Annotated in this window: 17 protein-coding genes; 15 read left to right on the forward strand and 2 right to left on the reverse strand. The window is 58.8% G+C overall.

Annotated features, from left to right (window positions below):
* Positions 1-4: 4 nt before the first annotated feature.
* From ACGS9J_RS00590 to ACGS9J_RS00625, 8 genes are all read left to right on the forward strand, one after another.
* The gene (locus ACGS9J_RS00590) at positions 5-1,117 is read left to right on the forward strand and encodes an ABC transporter permease subunit (protein ID WP_442229178.1); all 1,113 of its coding nucleotides are present in this window, start codon (positions 5-7) and stop codon (positions 1,115-1,117) included.
* Complete coding sequence (locus ACGS9J_RS00595; RefSeq protein ID WP_442229179.1) at positions 1,114-1,884, forward strand: ABC transporter ATP-binding protein; 771 nt, start codon at positions 1,114-1,116, stop codon at positions 1,882-1,884. The genes ACGS9J_RS00590 and ACGS9J_RS00595 overlap by 4 nt, the downstream gene beginning before the upstream one ends.
* Positions 1,877-2,590: an ABC transporter ATP-binding protein gene (locus ACGS9J_RS00600; RefSeq protein ID WP_442229180.1), complete on the forward strand. Its 714-nt coding sequence runs from the start codon at positions 1,877-1,879 to the stop codon at positions 2,588-2,590. The genes ACGS9J_RS00595 and ACGS9J_RS00600 overlap by 8 nt, the downstream gene beginning before the upstream one ends.
* Before the next feature lie 34 nt (positions 2,591-2,624).
* The gene (locus tag ACGS9J_RS00605) at positions 2,625-3,785 is read left to right on the forward strand and encodes a branched-chain amino acid ABC transporter substrate-binding protein (protein WP_442229181.1); all 1,161 of its coding nucleotides are present in this window, start codon (positions 2,625-2,627) and stop codon (positions 3,783-3,785) included.
* Positions 3,786-3,813: 28 nt separating this feature from the next.
* Positions 3,814-4,305 (forward strand): L-2-amino-thiazoline-4-carboxylic acid hydrolase, encoded by a 492-nt coding sequence (locus tag ACGS9J_RS00610; protein ID WP_442229182.1) that lies wholly within the window; start codon positions 3,814-3,816, stop codon positions 4,303-4,305.
* Positions 4,302-5,528 (forward strand): Zn-dependent hydrolase, encoded by a 1,227-nt coding sequence (locus tag ACGS9J_RS00615; RefSeq protein WP_442229183.1) that lies wholly within the window; start codon positions 4,302-4,304, stop codon positions 5,526-5,528. The genes ACGS9J_RS00610 and ACGS9J_RS00615 overlap by 4 nt, the downstream gene beginning before the upstream one ends.
* A 90-nt stretch (positions 5,529-5,618) precedes the next feature.
* Positions 5,619-5,966, forward strand: a complete 348-nt coding sequence (locus ACGS9J_RS00620; protein WP_442229184.1) for an ArsR/SmtB family transcription factor — start codon at positions 5,619-5,621, stop codon at positions 5,964-5,966.
* 3 nt (positions 5,967-5,969) lie between these two features.
* Positions 5,970-6,503: an SRPBCC family protein gene (locus ACGS9J_RS00625; protein WP_442229185.1), complete on the forward strand. Its 534-nt coding sequence runs from the start codon at positions 5,970-5,972 to the stop codon at positions 6,501-6,503.
* On the opposite strand, the gene ACGS9J_RS00630 is transcribed toward ACGS9J_RS00625, so the two are convergent.
* The gene (locus ACGS9J_RS00630; RefSeq protein ID WP_442229186.1) at positions 6,504-7,532 is read right to left on the reverse strand and encodes a transporter; all 1,029 of its coding nucleotides are present in this window, start codon (positions 7,530-7,532) and stop codon (positions 6,504-6,506) included.
* 203 nt (positions 7,533-7,735) lie between these two features.
* Between ACGS9J_RS00630 and ACGS9J_RS00635 the strand changes: the two genes are divergently transcribed.
* From ACGS9J_RS00635 to ACGS9J_RS00650, 4 genes are all read left to right on the forward strand, one after another.
* A complete protein-coding gene (locus tag ACGS9J_RS00635) occupies positions 7,736-9,346 on the forward strand; it encodes an inorganic phosphate transporter (protein ID WP_442229187.1) in 1,611 nt (536 codons plus the stop codon).
* A gap of 121 nt (positions 9,347-9,467) precedes the next feature.
* Complete coding sequence (locus ACGS9J_RS00640) at positions 9,468-9,611, forward strand: hypothetical protein (RefSeq protein ID WP_442229188.1); 144 nt, start codon at positions 9,468-9,470, stop codon at positions 9,609-9,611.
* A 138-nt stretch (positions 9,612-9,749) separates the two neighbouring features.
* A complete protein-coding gene (gene pbpG, locus ACGS9J_RS00645) occupies positions 9,750-10,583 on the forward strand; it encodes a D-alanyl-D-alanine endopeptidase (RefSeq protein WP_442229189.1) in 834 nt (277 codons plus the stop codon).
* A gap of 160 nt (positions 10,584-10,743) precedes the next feature.
* Positions 10,744-11,715 (forward strand): LLM class flavin-dependent oxidoreductase, encoded by a 972-nt coding sequence (locus ACGS9J_RS00650; protein ID WP_442229190.1) that lies wholly within the window; start codon positions 10,744-10,746, stop codon positions 11,713-11,715.
* Positions 11,716-11,748: 33 nt separating this feature from the next.
* Here the strand turns inward: ACGS9J_RS00650 and ACGS9J_RS00655 are convergent, their stop codons facing one another.
* The gene (locus ACGS9J_RS00655; RefSeq protein ID WP_442229191.1) at positions 11,749-13,053 is read right to left on the reverse strand and encodes an aminotransferase class I/II-fold pyridoxal phosphate-dependent enzyme; all 1,305 of its coding nucleotides are present in this window, start codon (positions 13,051-13,053) and stop codon (positions 11,749-11,751) included.
* A 68-nt stretch (positions 13,054-13,121) separates the two neighbouring features.
* On the opposite strand from ACGS9J_RS00655, the gene ACGS9J_RS00660 reads away from it, so the two are divergent.
* The 3 genes from ACGS9J_RS00660 to ACGS9J_RS00670 are packed head-to-tail and all read left to right on the forward strand — an operon-like array spanning position 13,122 to position 14,929.
* Positions 13,122-13,370: a hypothetical protein gene (locus tag ACGS9J_RS00660; RefSeq protein ID WP_442229192.1), complete on the forward strand. Its 249-nt coding sequence runs from the start codon at positions 13,122-13,124 to the stop codon at positions 13,368-13,370.
* 2 nt (positions 13,371-13,372) lie between these two features.
* Positions 13,373-14,086 (forward strand): glutamine amidotransferase, encoded by a 714-nt coding sequence (locus ACGS9J_RS00665; RefSeq protein WP_442229193.1) that lies wholly within the window; start codon positions 13,373-13,375, stop codon positions 14,084-14,086.
* Positions 14,087-14,089: 3 nt separating this feature from the next.
* A complete protein-coding gene (locus ACGS9J_RS00670) occupies positions 14,090-14,929 on the forward strand; it encodes a PfkB family carbohydrate kinase (RefSeq protein ID WP_442229194.1) in 840 nt (279 codons plus the stop codon).
* Positions 14,930-14,950: the final 21 nt, after the last annotated feature.

The raw sequence follows: 14,950 nt of genomic DNA on the forward strand, positions 1-14,950 counted from the left end.
CAAGATGAGTATTCTGACCGCCATACAGCCCACCGATACCCCACGCCGCGCCAGACTGGGCGTGGCACTGTTTATGCTCGGCCTGCTGCTGGCCCCCTGGGTGGCCGGTGCCGCCGGCGGCAACTATTGGGTGCGGGTGATTGATTTCGCCTTGCTTTACCTGATGCTGGCACTGGGACTGAACATCGTGGTTGGCCTCACCGGTTTGCTGGACATGGGATTCATCGCCTTTTACGCGGTAGGCGCTTATCTGACCGCCTTGTTGTCGTCGCCGCACCTGACCGAGCAGTTTCCCCTGCTGCTGCAATGGTTCCCGGATGGGTTGCATTTGTCGATCCTGCTGCTGATCCCGCTGGCGGCAGTATTGGCGGCGCTGTGCGGCATTCTGTTGGGGGCACCGACGCTGCGACTGCGCGGCGACTATCTGGCGATCGTCACGCTGGGGTTCGGCGAAATCGTGCGTATTCTGATGCGCAATCTGGACCGGCCACTCAACATCACCAACGGCCCGAAGGGGATTTCCGGCATCGACCCGGTTTCGCTGTTCGGCCTGAAGTTCTCGGGTATGCACCAGTGGTTTGGCATCCGCTTTTCATCGCTGTATCTCTATTACTACCTGTTCGCCGCCCTGCTGCTGCTGATCCTGTTTGTCTGCCTGCGCCTGCAGCATTCCAGGGTCGGCCGGGCCTGGACCGCCATTCGCGAAGATGAAGACGCGGCACGGGCGATGGGCATCAACACGCGTAATTTCAAGCTGTTGGCCTTTGCCATAGGGGCAACCTTTGGCGGCATTGCCGGGGCGCTGTTTGCCGCGTTCCAGGGTTTTGTCTCGCCGGAATCCTTCACGCTGCAAGAGTCGATCGCCGTGCTGGCGATGGTGGTGTTGGGCGGCATGGGCCATATCCCCGGCGTGATCCTCGGCGCGTTGCTGCTGGCCGCCCTGCCTGAACTGCTGCGCAGCACCATGGGGCCACTGCAACAGGCGCTGTTTGGCCAGGTGTGGATCGACCCGGAAATCATTCGCCAACTGTTCTACGGGCTGGCGCTGATCCTGGTGATGCTGTATCGCCCGGCGGGCCTGTGGCCGGCACGTCATCAACCAGGAGCCGCTTTATGACATCGCTACTCACACTCAGCCACGTCAGTAAACGCTTTGGCGGCTTAACCGCGGTGGACGACGTCAGCATCAGCATCCGTCAGGGCGAGATTTACGGCCTGATTGGGCCGAACGGCGCGGGAAAAACCACCTGCTTCAACCTGATTACCGGCCTGTACCGCGCCGACAGCGGTGAGTTTCGCCTGCTGGAACAACGCTACAAGCCGCAGGCTATCGACAAGGTGGTGCAGGCAGGCATCGCCCGCACCTTCCAGAATCTGCGCTTGTTCAATGAGATGAGCGTGCTGGAAAACGTGATGGTCGGCTGCCACCTGCGCACCCGCAACGGCCTGTGGGCGGCGATTTCACGCCACCGGCGTGCCCGGCAGGAAGAACAGGCCACGCGGGAAAAGTCCCACGCGCTGCTGGAGTACGTTGGCATCAGTCAGTTCGCCCATTATCGCGCCGGCGATCTGTCCTATGGCCATCAGCGACGGTTGGAAATTGCCCGGGCATTGGCCACCGACCCCAAATTGCTGGCGCTGGATGAACCCGCCGCCGGGATGAACGCCGCCGAGAAAGTGGCGCTGCGCGATCTGCTGCAACGCATCCGCGAAAGCGGCAAAACCCTGTTATTGATCGAACACGACGTCAAGTTGGTGATGGGCTTGTGCGACCGTCTGACGGTACTCGACTACGGCAAAGTCATCGCCGAAGGCGAACCGGCACAGGTACGGCGCGAGCCGGCGGTGATCCGCGCCTATCTGGGAGGGGCCGCCCATGTCTGAATCCTTGCTGACGGTCAAAGGGTTAAAAGTGTCTTACGGCGGCATCCATGCGGTGAAAGGCATCGATTTTTCCGTGAACAGCGGCGAACAGGTGACTTTGATCGGCGCCAACGGCGCAGGCAAAACCTCCAGCCTGCGCGCGCTGACCGGCCTGCAGCCGTTCGAAGGTGAAATCCTGTTCGACGGCCGTTCCATTCGCGGCGTGCCACCGCATCGCTTGCTGCAACAGGGGCTGGTGATGGTGCCGGAGGGCCGGGGAATTTTTGCCCGCATGACAGTATTGGAAAACCTGCAACTTGGCGCTTACTCACGCCGTGACAAACCGGCGGTACGACAGGATTTGGAGCAGGTGTGCACCCTTTTCCCTCGCTTGCGCGAACGGCTACGCCAGCAGGCCGGCTTACTCTCCGGCGGCGAACAGCAGATGGTGGCGATCGGTCGTGCACTCCTCAGCCGCCCGCGCCTGTTGGTGCTGGATGAGCCATCGATGGGGTTGGCGCCCATCGTGGTCGAGTCCATTTTCGAGGTGATAAAAAGCCTTTCACGTGACGGTGTCACCCTGCTGTTGGTGGAACAAAACGCCCGGCTGGCGCTGGCGTCGACCGATCGAGCCTACGTACTGGACAGCGGCAACCTGAGCCACTGCGGTCGCTCTGCCGATCTGCTGGACGATGAAAAAATCAAACAAGCCTATTTGGGCGAATAACCGTTTTTACTTTTAACCACACCGGGAGTTTTACATGCACAACATCACTCGCTTCAAGCCGCTGGCGCTGGCCGCCGCCGTTCTGGTCAGCCTGGGTGCCGCCTCGTCGGCGCTGGCCGATGAAACCATTCTGATCGGTCTGGCCGGCCCGCTCACCGGCCCTTCTGCCCGTATCGGCAAAGATTTGGAAAACGGCGCACAGTTGGCAATCGCCGATGCCAACGCCCAGAAACCGACGCTGAATGGCAAAGCGGTCACCTTTAAATTGTTGTCCGAGGATGACCAGTCCGATCCCCGCACCGCCGTCGCGGTGGCGCAACGCCTGGTGGACGAAGGCGTGGTCGGCGTCGTCGGCCATTGGAACACCGGCACCAGCATTCCGGCGGCGCGCATTTACCACGACGCCGGGATTGCCCAGGTCGCGCCGGTCGCCACCGGTCATGGCTATACTCAACAGGGGTTTGATACCAGTTTCCGCGTGATGGGCCATGACGACGATGGCGGCAATTACGCCGGGATCTATGCCGTCCAGCAGTTGAAAGCCAAGCGCATTGCGGTGATTGACGACCGTACCGCGTTCGGCCAGGGGTTGGCGGATGAGTTTATCAAGTCGCTGGCGGCTCAGGGCATACAGCCGGTAGCGCGCGAATATGTCGACGACAAGACCGTCGATTTTAGCGCGGTGCTGACCACCGTACGCAGCAAGAACGCCGATTTGATCTTCTTCGGTGGCGTCGACTCGCAGGCCGCACCGCTGGCCCGACGCATCAAGCAGTTGGGCATGAATACCCCATTGATGGGCGCCGGCGGGTTTGTCAGCCAGACCTTCCTGACGCTGGCGCAGAAAGAAGGTGAAGGCGTAGTGGCGCTGGAGCCCGGGCTGCCGCTGGAACAGATGCCCGGTGGCAAGGCCTTTGAGCAGGCTTACCGCGACCGCTACAAAACTCATATCGAACTGCATGCGCCGTTCGCCTACGACGCCACCCGGGTACTGATTGCCGCCATCGAACAGGCGGGGTCCGCCGATCCGGCCGATTACCTGCCGAAGCTGCGCGCCATTCATTATCAGGGCGTCACCGGCACCATTGCGTTCGATTCGCAGGGCAACCTGCAACAGCCGAGCTTCACCCTGTACCGGGTGGTTGACGGCAAATGGCAGCCGCAGACCGTACTGGGCGGCGCAAAAAAACCATAACAATCCGCAAGCAATGAGGAGCAAGGCGATGAGCGATGCAAAAAACGAGTTGGGCATTCTGGCCCGGCGCCGCATAGAGGCGGAAATCATCAAACCGATTTACCAGATCCTGGTGCGTGAGATCGGCAAACAGCGTGCGCAGGCGGTGATTGGCGAGGCTATCGAAAATGCCGCCATTGAAGCCGGCAAAAACTTCGCCGCGCAGGAGCCGAACGGCGCGGATTTGCAAAGTTTCGCCGCCTTGCAGTATCTGTGGGAAAAGGACGATGCGCTGCAGGTGAAGGTGATCTACCAGGACGAGCAGCATTTCGACTATAACGTCACCCGCTGTCGCTATGCCGAAATGTATCACCAGATGGGCCTGGGCGAAATCGGCCATCTGCTGTCCTGTGCGCGCGACAGCCAGTTTATCGTCGGCTATGCGCCAGAGGTCGAACTGCAACGCACCCAGACCATCATGTCCGGCGCGTCCTGCTGCGATTTCCGCTATGCAGCCAAAGCGCAGGGAGAGAAAAAATGACGCTTCGGGTCAAGGGTGAACGCCTGTGGCAAAGCCTGCTCGACATGGCGCAGTTCGGCGCTATCCCAAAAGACGGCGTGACCCGCCTGGCGCTGAGCGAAGAAGATCGCCAGGCGCGCGATCAACTGCGAGATTGGGCATTAGAGGCCGGTTGCCACGTGCGTATTGACCGCATGGGCAACATGTTTCTGCGCCGCGAAGGCACCCGCCCGGAGCTGGCGCCGGTGGTCACCGGTTCCCACGTCGATTCCCAGCCCAACGGCGGTCGTTTCGATGGCATTTATGGCGTGCTGGCCGGTCTGGAGGTGATCCGCACCCTTAACGATCGGCAAATCGCAACCGAACGTGCTGTGGAGGTCATCAACTGGACTAACGAGGAAGGGGCGCGCTTCGCCCCGGCGATGATTTCCTCCGGGGTGTTTGCCGGCGTGTTCGATCTGGAGTACGGCCTGTCGCGCCAGGATGCACAAGGCGTCAGTATTGACAAAGCCTTGCAGCAAATTGGCTACGCCGGCGAACATCCGGTGGGGAACACCCCGATCCACGCCGCCTTTGAGCTGCACATTGAACAAGGCCCGATCCTCGAAGCGGAAAATATCGAGATTGGCGTGGTGACGGCCGCGCAGGGTCAGCGTTGGTATGAACTGGAGATCACCGGTTTTAGCGCCCATGCCGGGACGACGCCGATGGATCGTCGTCGCGACGCCCTGCTCGGCTTTGCCGCCATGGTTAACGCGGTCAATGCTATCGGCAAGGATTTTATGCCGGACGCACGCGCCACGGTGGGCATGGCGCAAATCACCCCCAACTCTCGCAACGTGGTGCCGGGCAAAGTGTTCTTCAGCGTCGAGTTCCGCCACCCGCAAGAGGCGGTTTTGGCGCAGATGGAACAACGCTTGCTGGCCGCGGTGGCCGAGGTCGGTGTCGATGGGCTGAACGCCCGCGCCGAGCGCATTTTCGACTATCAGCCGATACGTTTTGATCAAGGCTGTATCGACAGGGTGCGACAGGCCGCGCAAACGCTGGGCTATTCACACCGCGATATGATTTCCGGTGCCGGTCATGACGCCTGTTACCTGAACCGGGTCGCCCCGACGGCGATGATCTTTATTCCCTGCGTAGAGGGGATCAGCCACAACGAGCTGGAAAACATCTCGCCGGACTGGTCGACCGCCGGGGCCAACGTGTTGCTCAATGCCATATTGGCGCAAACCCACGCCTGATCCCCCTGGCTCCGGCTGACCTGCCGGGGCCAGAAAAAAATATTCAACAAACTGGTTGAATATTGCCCCGCCTGTTCTATATTCAACCATATGGTTAAATTATCTTCCTCACAGCTGGACGCCATTTTCCATGCGCTTTCCGATCCGACGCGCCGCGCGATACTGCGTGCGCTGGCCGGCGGCGAGCACAGCATTGGCGAACTGGCCGCGCCGTTGCAGATGTCGTTTGCCGGCGCCTCCAAGCATATAAAAGCACTGGAGCTTGCTGGGCTGGTGCAGCGCACCGTGCAGGGAAGAAACCATATTTGCCGGCTCGAACCCGAGCCCATGGCACAGGCCATGCAATGGCTGCAAACCTACGAGCATTTCTGGACTGAGCGGCTGGACGCGCTGGAAATAGCGCTGCTGCAGCCCGAACCGAATCCTTCCAAGGAGTGAATAATGAACGACTACGGCATGATTATTGAAACCGGCACGCTGCGCATCCAGCGGCTGCTGCCCGGCCCGATTGAACGGGTCTGGGCCTATCTGACGGAATCCGACAAACGCGCCACCTGGCTGGCCGCCGGCGATATGAAGCTGGAAAACGGTGCCCAGGTGGAGCTGGTGTTCCGCAATTCCGATCTGACCGGCGAACACGAGCAAACCCCGGCCAAATACAAACACCTCAGCTGCAGCGTCAGCAACGTCGGCCATATCACCTGCCTGTTCCCGCCGCGGCTGCTGAGCTTTACCTGGGCGGAACAGGGCCAGAGTCGCCCTTCCGAGGTGACTTTTGAACTGACCGAACAGGGCAATGCGGTGCTGCTGACCGTCACCCACCGTCGCCTGGCCAACCGTGACGAAATGCTCAGCGTGGCCGGTGGCTGGCACACCCACCTGGATATCCTGGTCGATCGCCTGCACGATCGCCAACCGCAGCCGTTCTGGAGCACCCACGCCAGGCTGGAAGAGGAGTACCGGGCCAGACTGTAATCACCTCTCGTCCCGGCGTCTGAAGGCCAGATAACCGGTGACCAGCGTAAAACCGCCGACCAGCAACACCAGCAAGACAAAGCCGTGGTGATTGCTGGCCAGCGGGATCCCCCCCACGTTCATGCCGAAGAAACCGGCGACGATATTGATCGGCAACGCCAACACGGTGATCACCGTCAACGTATACAGCGTGCGGTTGTTCTGCTCCATCTGCTTGGCCCCGATCTCCTCTTGCAGCAAGCGAATGCGCTCGGTCAGGCTGGCGAGGTCGTTGAGCACCACCGTGAACTCTTCGGTGAACTGCCGCAGATCCTGCACCACGTCCCGGCTTAACCAGGTCGGCGGGCGATTTAACAGGCGAAACAGCGCCGCAGGTTCCGGCGCCAGCAGGCGTTGAAACCGCAACAGCATGCGGCGCATCCTCCCCAATTCGGTGCGGTTGCGTTTCACATGGTTGCTCAACAGGCGATCTTCGATGGTATCGACATACTGATTGGCCTGCCGTACCAGTTGTTCCAGCACCTCCTCCTGTTCTTCCAGCAGATGCGCCAACAGTTCGGTAGAAGACGCCAGTTGCAGCGGCCCCAGCCGACTCAGCAGCCGTTCGATCAACCGCAGCGGTTTGTGCCGTACCGTGACCACCAATCCGCTGCGGCAATACAGCCACAGCGTCGCTGTCTCCGGGTTGCTCTCTTTGGGGTGGAATATCACGTCATTGAGCACCGCAAACAGGTCGTCGCCCTGACGTTCTATGCGTGTGGTATGAGATCCGTGGCGGATTTCATCAAAGAAAAAGTCGGAAATCGCAAAGTGGTTCTTCAACCACTTTTCCGCCGCGGCATGATTCAGGTTGAGATGCAGCCAAAGAAATCCTTCCCCCGGTGACAGCGTCTGATAAGCCTGGCAGGCTTGCTGCGAAGAGACTCGCTGCGGCGGCGCTGCCGTACGAAAAACGTGACCGTAAATCAGCCCGGTGACTTCATCGTCAAAATCAAGTTTGTGTGCTTTTTCCGCAACCGTTTGAGCCATAAACCTTTGTCCTGAATAACCGCACTCATTAATCGATCAGCCTCAATCTTTATATCAACCTTTAAATGCCAACGTTAATTATTTTCACTGTTCCCTATGATTAATATTATCGTCATAAAAAAGTCACATTATTTCCCAATACTTTGATGGCAACACCGCAAGCACCGTCAGAAATCTAATGAAGTCTATCGGGAAGGTCCTTTATGAGTGATAACAGCGCCGTGCAAGCGGGTGCGCCATCCGCGTCAAGCCTGCCAAAAATCTACCAAAAGAACAGTCGACTCACTGTTCTTTTTTTTGTTTTTTTATTAGTGCTGGGGATAGCTTTTGCCGGAGTAAATCTATTTAACGACGTGAGCGATGCCGGTGCGGTATATACCAGCTACGTGCCGTTTCTTTTATTGGGACTGGCACTGCTTATTGCGCTGGGCTTTGAATTTGTTAATGGTTTTCATGATACCGCCAATGCGGTCGCCACGGTGATTTATACCCACTCCCTGTCGCCGATGGTGGCGGTGGTCTGGTCGGGGTTCTTTAACTTTCTCGGGGTATTACTTTCCAGCGGCGTGGTGGCGTTCGGCATCATTTCGCTGCTGCCGGTTGAGCTGATTTTGCAGGCCGGTACCGGCAACGGCTTCGCCATGGTCTATGCCCTGCTGTTCTCGGCGATCATCTGGAACCTCGGCACCTGGTGGCTCGGGCTGCCGGCCTCGTCATCGCACACGCTGATAGGCTCTATCATCGGCGTTGGGGTGGCCAATGCGCTGATCCACGGCCGCACCGGCACCAGCGGCGTCGACTGGGGACAGGCCATCAAGGTGGGTTATGCCCTGCTGCTTTCGCCGGTGATCGGTTTTGTGTTTGCCGCCTTGCTGCTGCTGGCGCTGAAGGTGTTCGTCAAAAACCGCCAGCTGTATACCGCCCCCAAAAATGACTCGCCACCGCCGTTGTGGATCCGCAGCCTGCTGATCCTCACCTGTACCGGCGTTTCCTTTGCTCACGGCTCCAACGATGGGCAAAAAGGCATGGGTCTGATCATGCTGATCCTGGTCGGTACCATGCCGATTGCCTATGCGCTGAACCGCTCGATGCCACCGGAACAAATCCCGCGCGTAGCGGCGTTGGCGGAGGTCACTAAAAACCAACTGCTGCACCAGTTCCCGGCGGTCAGCCCGATCCCCCCGCGTGAGGTGCTGACCGGCTATGTGCGCACCAGCGAGCTAACGCCGGACGTGGTGCCCGCACTGGCCCAACTGACCGGAGCCATTGGCGATCAAATCCGTCAGTACGGTTCGGTCGACAAGATCCCCGCGCAGGCGGTGTCCAACACCCGAAATGATATGTACCTGACGTCGGAAGTCATTAAGCACCTGAAGACGGAAAAACAGCTGCAAATCTCCGCCGATTCGCAGCGCAATCTGGACGCGCTGAAAGGCGAACTGGACAGTGCCACCCGCTTTATTCCGTTCTGGGTCAAGGTGGTGGTCGCCATTGCCCTCGGGCTGGGCACCATGGTCGGGTGGCGGCGCATCGTGGTCACCGTCGGGGAAAAGATCGGCAAAAGCCACCTCACCTATGCTCAGGGTGCCAGCGCCGAGTTGGTGGCGATGACCACTATCGGGGCGGCGGACGCCTTCGGCCTGCCGGTTTCCACCACTCACGTTCTGTCGTCCGGTATCGCCGGGACCATGGCGGCCAACCGCTCCGGCCTGCAAATGTCCACCCTGCGCAATCTGTTGATGGCCTGGGTGCTGACGCTGCCGGTCTCGGTACTGCTGTCCGCCGGGCTGTACTGGATCTTCACCCATTTCTAAAACCGGGGAAATGCTTCACGGACCTCCCTCAAGGCTTCGGCTCTGAGGGAGAAATTCCCCCGCCATTTATTCTTTGTTTAGCTGCCCTTGCTATGATGCGCCCTGGTCAATCGGAGGCATTTTGAGCAAGTTAAAATTTATACTCGTTACCCTGATCTGCGTCTCTGGCGCAGTGGCGCTCTATATTCTTGCCTATCAGAAACTGGGGGACTTCTGGACGGATGGCAAAGATCCCAATATCAAAATAACCATTGAGCGCTATTGAATCAGCGCATCCGAACGATGGGTTGCCCTCCGTTGATGGATAATGGTTCCCGTTCGTCATCACCCTATTTTCTCCACATTTGCTGTGCAGACTCTTGCTGATATTTATTCATCAGTCAGAAACATAGTCACGGTTGCCATGTATTTATTGAATTCTATTTTTCGCTTTTCCGCCCGCCGCTTCGGCGCCATTCTGGTTCTCGTTTTACTGTTCATTCACCCCGCTGCACAGGCCGCGGCACCGCTGGCGCTGCACTCTAAAGCGGTATTGGTGGTCAATCAACGCACCGGCAAAACGCTGTACCAGAAACAGGCCAACCGCGTGCTGCCCATAGCTTCGTTGAGCAAGTTGATGACCGCCATGGTGACGCTGGACAGCAAACGTCCGCAAGGCAATAAGATAAAGGTCGTCCCTGCCGACCGTGATCTGCTGAAGAAAACCCACTCGCGGCTGACCATAGGCTCCACCCTCAGCCGTCGCGATATGCTGCACATCGCGCTGATGTCGTCGGAAAATCGGGCGGCGGCGGCATTGAGCCGTAACTACCCCGGCGGACGCAAAGCCTTTGTGGCGAAAATGAATCAGAAAGCGCGTGCCATCGGCATGAAACACGCGCGCTTTTACGATCCCACCGGACTGACGCCACGCAACGTGGCCAGCGCCAACGACCTGCTGAAGATGGTGAATCACGCCTACCGCTATCAGAGCATTCGCCGTTTCAGTACCGACAAACAGCAAATCGTGCGTCCTGGCCGGGGCCAGTTGGTGTACCGCAGCTCCAATGGGTTAATCAACAATCCCGCCTGGAAAATTCAGCTGCAGAAGACCGGTTTTACCAACGAAGCCGGTCACTGCCTGGTGATGCGTACCCTGATCAAGGGGCAGCCGGTGGTGATCATCCTGCTCGGTTCGCAGCAGCGCTATGGTCACTACAGTGACGCGATCCGTCTGAAAGCCTGGCTGGAGTCCTGATCTGACCCGGGCGCGTTAACCACGCGCCCTTTTACCGCCTCGCGCATATCTAAATCCGTTTTTTATCAATGGAATATCCTATCTCCAATCAATATTACGCCCGCGACGTCCTGCATGCTATTTGTCATCAATAATTGGTGATAAATAAAGGAGCAGGAAAATGGCTTATGCCCTGAGCGTGTTGGAAAAAAGTCCGATTGCCGAAGGAGAAAGCGCCGCCCAGGCGCTGACGCGCACGCTGCATCTGGCACAGCAGGCGGAAGTCTGGGGCTACCGCCGATTTTGGCTGGCGGAACACCACAATACCGCTCAACTGGCTTGCCCTTCGCCTGAGGTGCTGATCGCCTATTTACTCGGGCAAACCTCGCGCATTCGTATCGGCTCGGGTGGCGTCATGCTGCAACACTACAGCGCCTATAAGGTGGCTGAAAACTTCAATCTGCTGGCCACGCTGGCACCGGGGCGGGTCGATCTGGGCGTGGGCAAAGCCCCCGGCGGGTTACCGCTCTCTACCCAGGCGCTGCAGGCTGCGCACGATCAGCAAAATAAGCCGGACTTTCCCCAGCAGCTCGCGCAGCTTAACGCCTACCTGAATGATGATGCGCAACCGGGGCTGAGTGCCACGCCACAACCCGCACAGCCTGCGCAGCGTTTCCTGCTGGGCGCCAGTCGCGAAAGTGCTCAACTGGCAGCCGAACACGGCTGGGCTTTTGTGTTTGCCGCCCATCTCAATGGCAATCCGCAGGATATTCGTCAGGCGCTGGCTCATTACAGTGAGCAAAGCGGTGGCCGCAAAGCCCTGTTGGCGGTGGCAGCGATCGTCGCCGACAGCGAAAGCCAGGCCAAGGATCTGGCGGCCGGGATCCAGCAGTACCGCGTGCACGTGACCGGCGGGCAAAGCGTGACCGTCGGCAGCCTGGAGCAGGCGGAAAGCTTTGTGCAGCAGGCCGGTGCGACCGATTACCGCATCGAACCGCGAGAGAGCCATATTCTGCTAGGCACCGCCCATCAGGTGCGTCAGCAGTTGGATCAATTGCACCAGCAGTACGGCGTGGAAGAGTTTGTGATTGATACGCCCATCAGCGAGCCCGCCGCCCGCCTCGCCTCTTTGCACCTGTTGGCGCAGGGCTGAACGGCAAACTGCCGAAGGGAATCAACGCCCGATTCAGTTAACCAAAGTGCCGGCGACGATGGCAACGGCCAGATCCTGAACCAGCGTCTCCAGCTGCTCCGGGATCAGGTTAGCCAGACTGACGCGGATCGCCGGGCTGCTTTTCAGACGGAACGGCTCACCGCTTTGCACCAGCCAGCCGCGCTGCGCCATCATTTGGCTGGCGGCGGCTTCTGAACGCACCGGCAACCAGATATGTACCCCCTCTCCCGGCGGTAACGGCACGCCAGTCAATGCACGCAGCCGTTCCGTCAACTGATCCCGCCGTTGCTGATAGGTTTGCTGCGCGCGCTCGAGCAGGCCGTCACGCTGCGCCTGCGTCCACAATTTGACGCCAATCTGCTGCAAGATATGGCTGACCCAGCGCTCGCGAATGTATTGATCCGCACGCATCGTCTGTAGCAGCTGCGGCTTGCCGCAGGCCAGCGCAATTCGCAGGTCCGGGCTAAGAAATTTGCTCAGCGATAATACATACAGGCCATTGTCGGCGCTAAACGGCAAATGCAGCGGCCGTTGCGACAGCGGCCCCCAGAAGTCATCGACGATCGCCAGACAGCCTGGGTTTTGCGCCAGGAATTCACGCCAGCTTTTGGCCCGGGCGGCACTCAGTGACATGCCGGTCGGGTTTTGCGCGCGCGGCGTCAGGATCACCGCAGCGCCCTGAGGCCCGGCGTCCTTTTCCGGCAACCGGCACCCTTGCTCATCGACGGGCAACGGCAAAGGTTTGAGTCGAAGATGCCGCAGCAGCGTCAGTAACGGCGGCCAGCAGGGATCTTCCACCCACACCGAAGCCCCCGGCGCCGCATGCATGCGCAGCGCCTTTTCGATAGCGTCCAACGCCCCGGAAAACACCGCCATCTCGCCTAAAGCCGCACCCTGCTGGCTCAGCCATTCTTCGGCCAACCGGCACAATGCAGGTAAATCCCCGCTGACGTCATAGCCCGTCTGCTGTTGGAAAACATCATCTGCGCCCAGCGACAGGGTCGGCAGCAGCCTGGCATCCAGATTGCCACTGGCCAAATCGCGCATGCCTTCCGGCACCTGCCGGACATTGCGCATCGCCATCAAAGGTTGCTCAAGCACCTGCGTTCCCGCTCGTCCCCGGGTGGCGACCAAACCGGCGTCCCGCAGCTTGGCATAGGCGCTGGCGACGGTATTCGGATTCACTCCCAGTTCCCCGGCCAGTTGGCGCACCGGCGGCAGCAAGTCGCCCGGCTGTAATTCACCCTGCTTGATCTGCGTGCTGATCTGTTCAGCAATCTGGACAGCGCTGCCGCCTTTTGCATACAATGAACCCATACATAAAACCTTTTTGTATTAGTTCAAATAAGAATAGCTGTTTCGAACGAAAAAGTTAAGGGGTAAAAATGGAAAAACATTACGTGCTCGATATTCAACATAGCGGGAAAGCGTTTGCCCGCTTGCAGATGTTCACGCCCTGGGCCGCCGACCAGCTGCAACAGGCCCAGGCGCTGTTCCCCGCCGAACAGGGCTATCAGTTACAGATCAGTCAGGTCAAAGATCGCCGGATTATTTATCAAAGCGGCATTGGCGGTATCACCATTTTAGGCGATGCGCTGGAACTGGCACCTTGTTCCCCGACCCAAGAGGTATAACAATGAAAAAAGTTGTCGCTATCAGACATGTCAATTTTGAAAACCTGGGTATTCTGGGTTCACTGCTTTCATTACGTGGCTATCAGATTGATTATTACGACGCCGGCCGTGACGATATCCGTGCCATCAATAATGACGAAACGGATCTGCTGGTGGTGCTCGGCGGGCCGATCAGCGCCGCCCAGCATTTTGCCGGTCAACAACACTATGCGTTTCTCAATGACGAATTAGCACTGGTTACCCAGCGGTTACAGCAAAAACGGCCTACGATCGGTGTCTGTCTGGGCGCGCAGGTGATTGCTCAGGCCCTGGGCGCCGAAGTCGTTTCGCTTGGCGTGAAAGAGATCGGCTACGCCCCGCTTGCGCTGACGGGCGATGAAGACTCGGTGCTGGCCCCATTGGCGACCACGCCGGTGCTTCACTGGCACGGCGATATGTTTATGATCCCGGAAGGCGCTACCCGCCTGGCCGGCACCGAAATTTGCCCTAATCAGGCTTTTGAATATCAGGATTTTGCCCTTGGGTTGCAGTTCCATCTGGAAGCCGATCACCGCGATCTTGAACGCTGGCTGGTGGGCCATGCCTGTGAGCTGGAACTGGCCGGTATCCTGCCGCAGCGCTTGCGTCAACAGGCCGCGCGCTACGGCACCGAGTTGGAGCAACGCGCCCGTCAGGTGTTTGCACGCTGGTTGGACAAAATCGAACCAAGGAAGTGATAGATGCAACAGGTTTCTCAATTACAGCCACCGCAGATTGATGTGATCAGCATTCAATCGCAAGTGGTGTATGGCAGCGTCGGTAATGGCATAGCCTACCGCACGCTGTTGAAAAAAGGGCTCGAAGCGCTGCAAGTCCCCAGCGTGCTGTTCGGTTGCCCCCCTTATTACGGCGCGCCCAGCGGCGGCGTGATTTCCGCCGAGTGGTTCGGCGGTTTTCTGGCGGATTTGCTGACCCGCGGCGTGATGACGCGCACCCGGGCGGTGATTGTCGGTTATCTGGGCAATGTCGACCAATGCCATATTCTGGATATCTGGTTACAACGTGTGCGCGCGATCAATCCGCAGATAAAGATTTATATCGATCCGGTGATGGGCGATTACGGCGAAGGGGTTTATGTCGATAAGCGTATCGTCGAGTGCTATCGCTCCCCCTTCCTGCAATTGGCCAATGGCCTGACCCCCAACGGCTTCGAACTGGAGCAGCTTTGCGGGCACCCTCTGACCACCCAGGAACAGACGCGGCAGGCCGCTCAGGCGTTGTTGAACGACACCACCGAGTGGGTGTTGGTCACCAGCGCGCCAGGCGTGGCGGAAAACGACGATCAGGTGGGGTTACTGCTGGTCAGCCGCGATAAGGTGCAAAGCTATACCCATTCCAAAATTCAGTCGAAGGTCAAAGGCACCGGGGATATGTTTACCGCGTTGCTGGTCAGCCATCTGCTGCACGGAAAGAGCCTCAATGAAGCGATCCTGACCGCCAGTGGCGAAGTCTGTGATGTGTTGGTGGAAGCGGAGCATTTCGGTTTGGAGGAAATTGGCAGTCTGCGCGCCTTGAAATAGGCCGGGAGTGATGGGGCAGCC

Source organism: Serratia quinivorans (assembly GCF_052113645.1).
Taxonomy (GTDB): Bacteria; Pseudomonadota; Gammaproteobacteria; order Enterobacterales; family Enterobacteriaceae; genus Serratia; species Serratia quinivorans_B.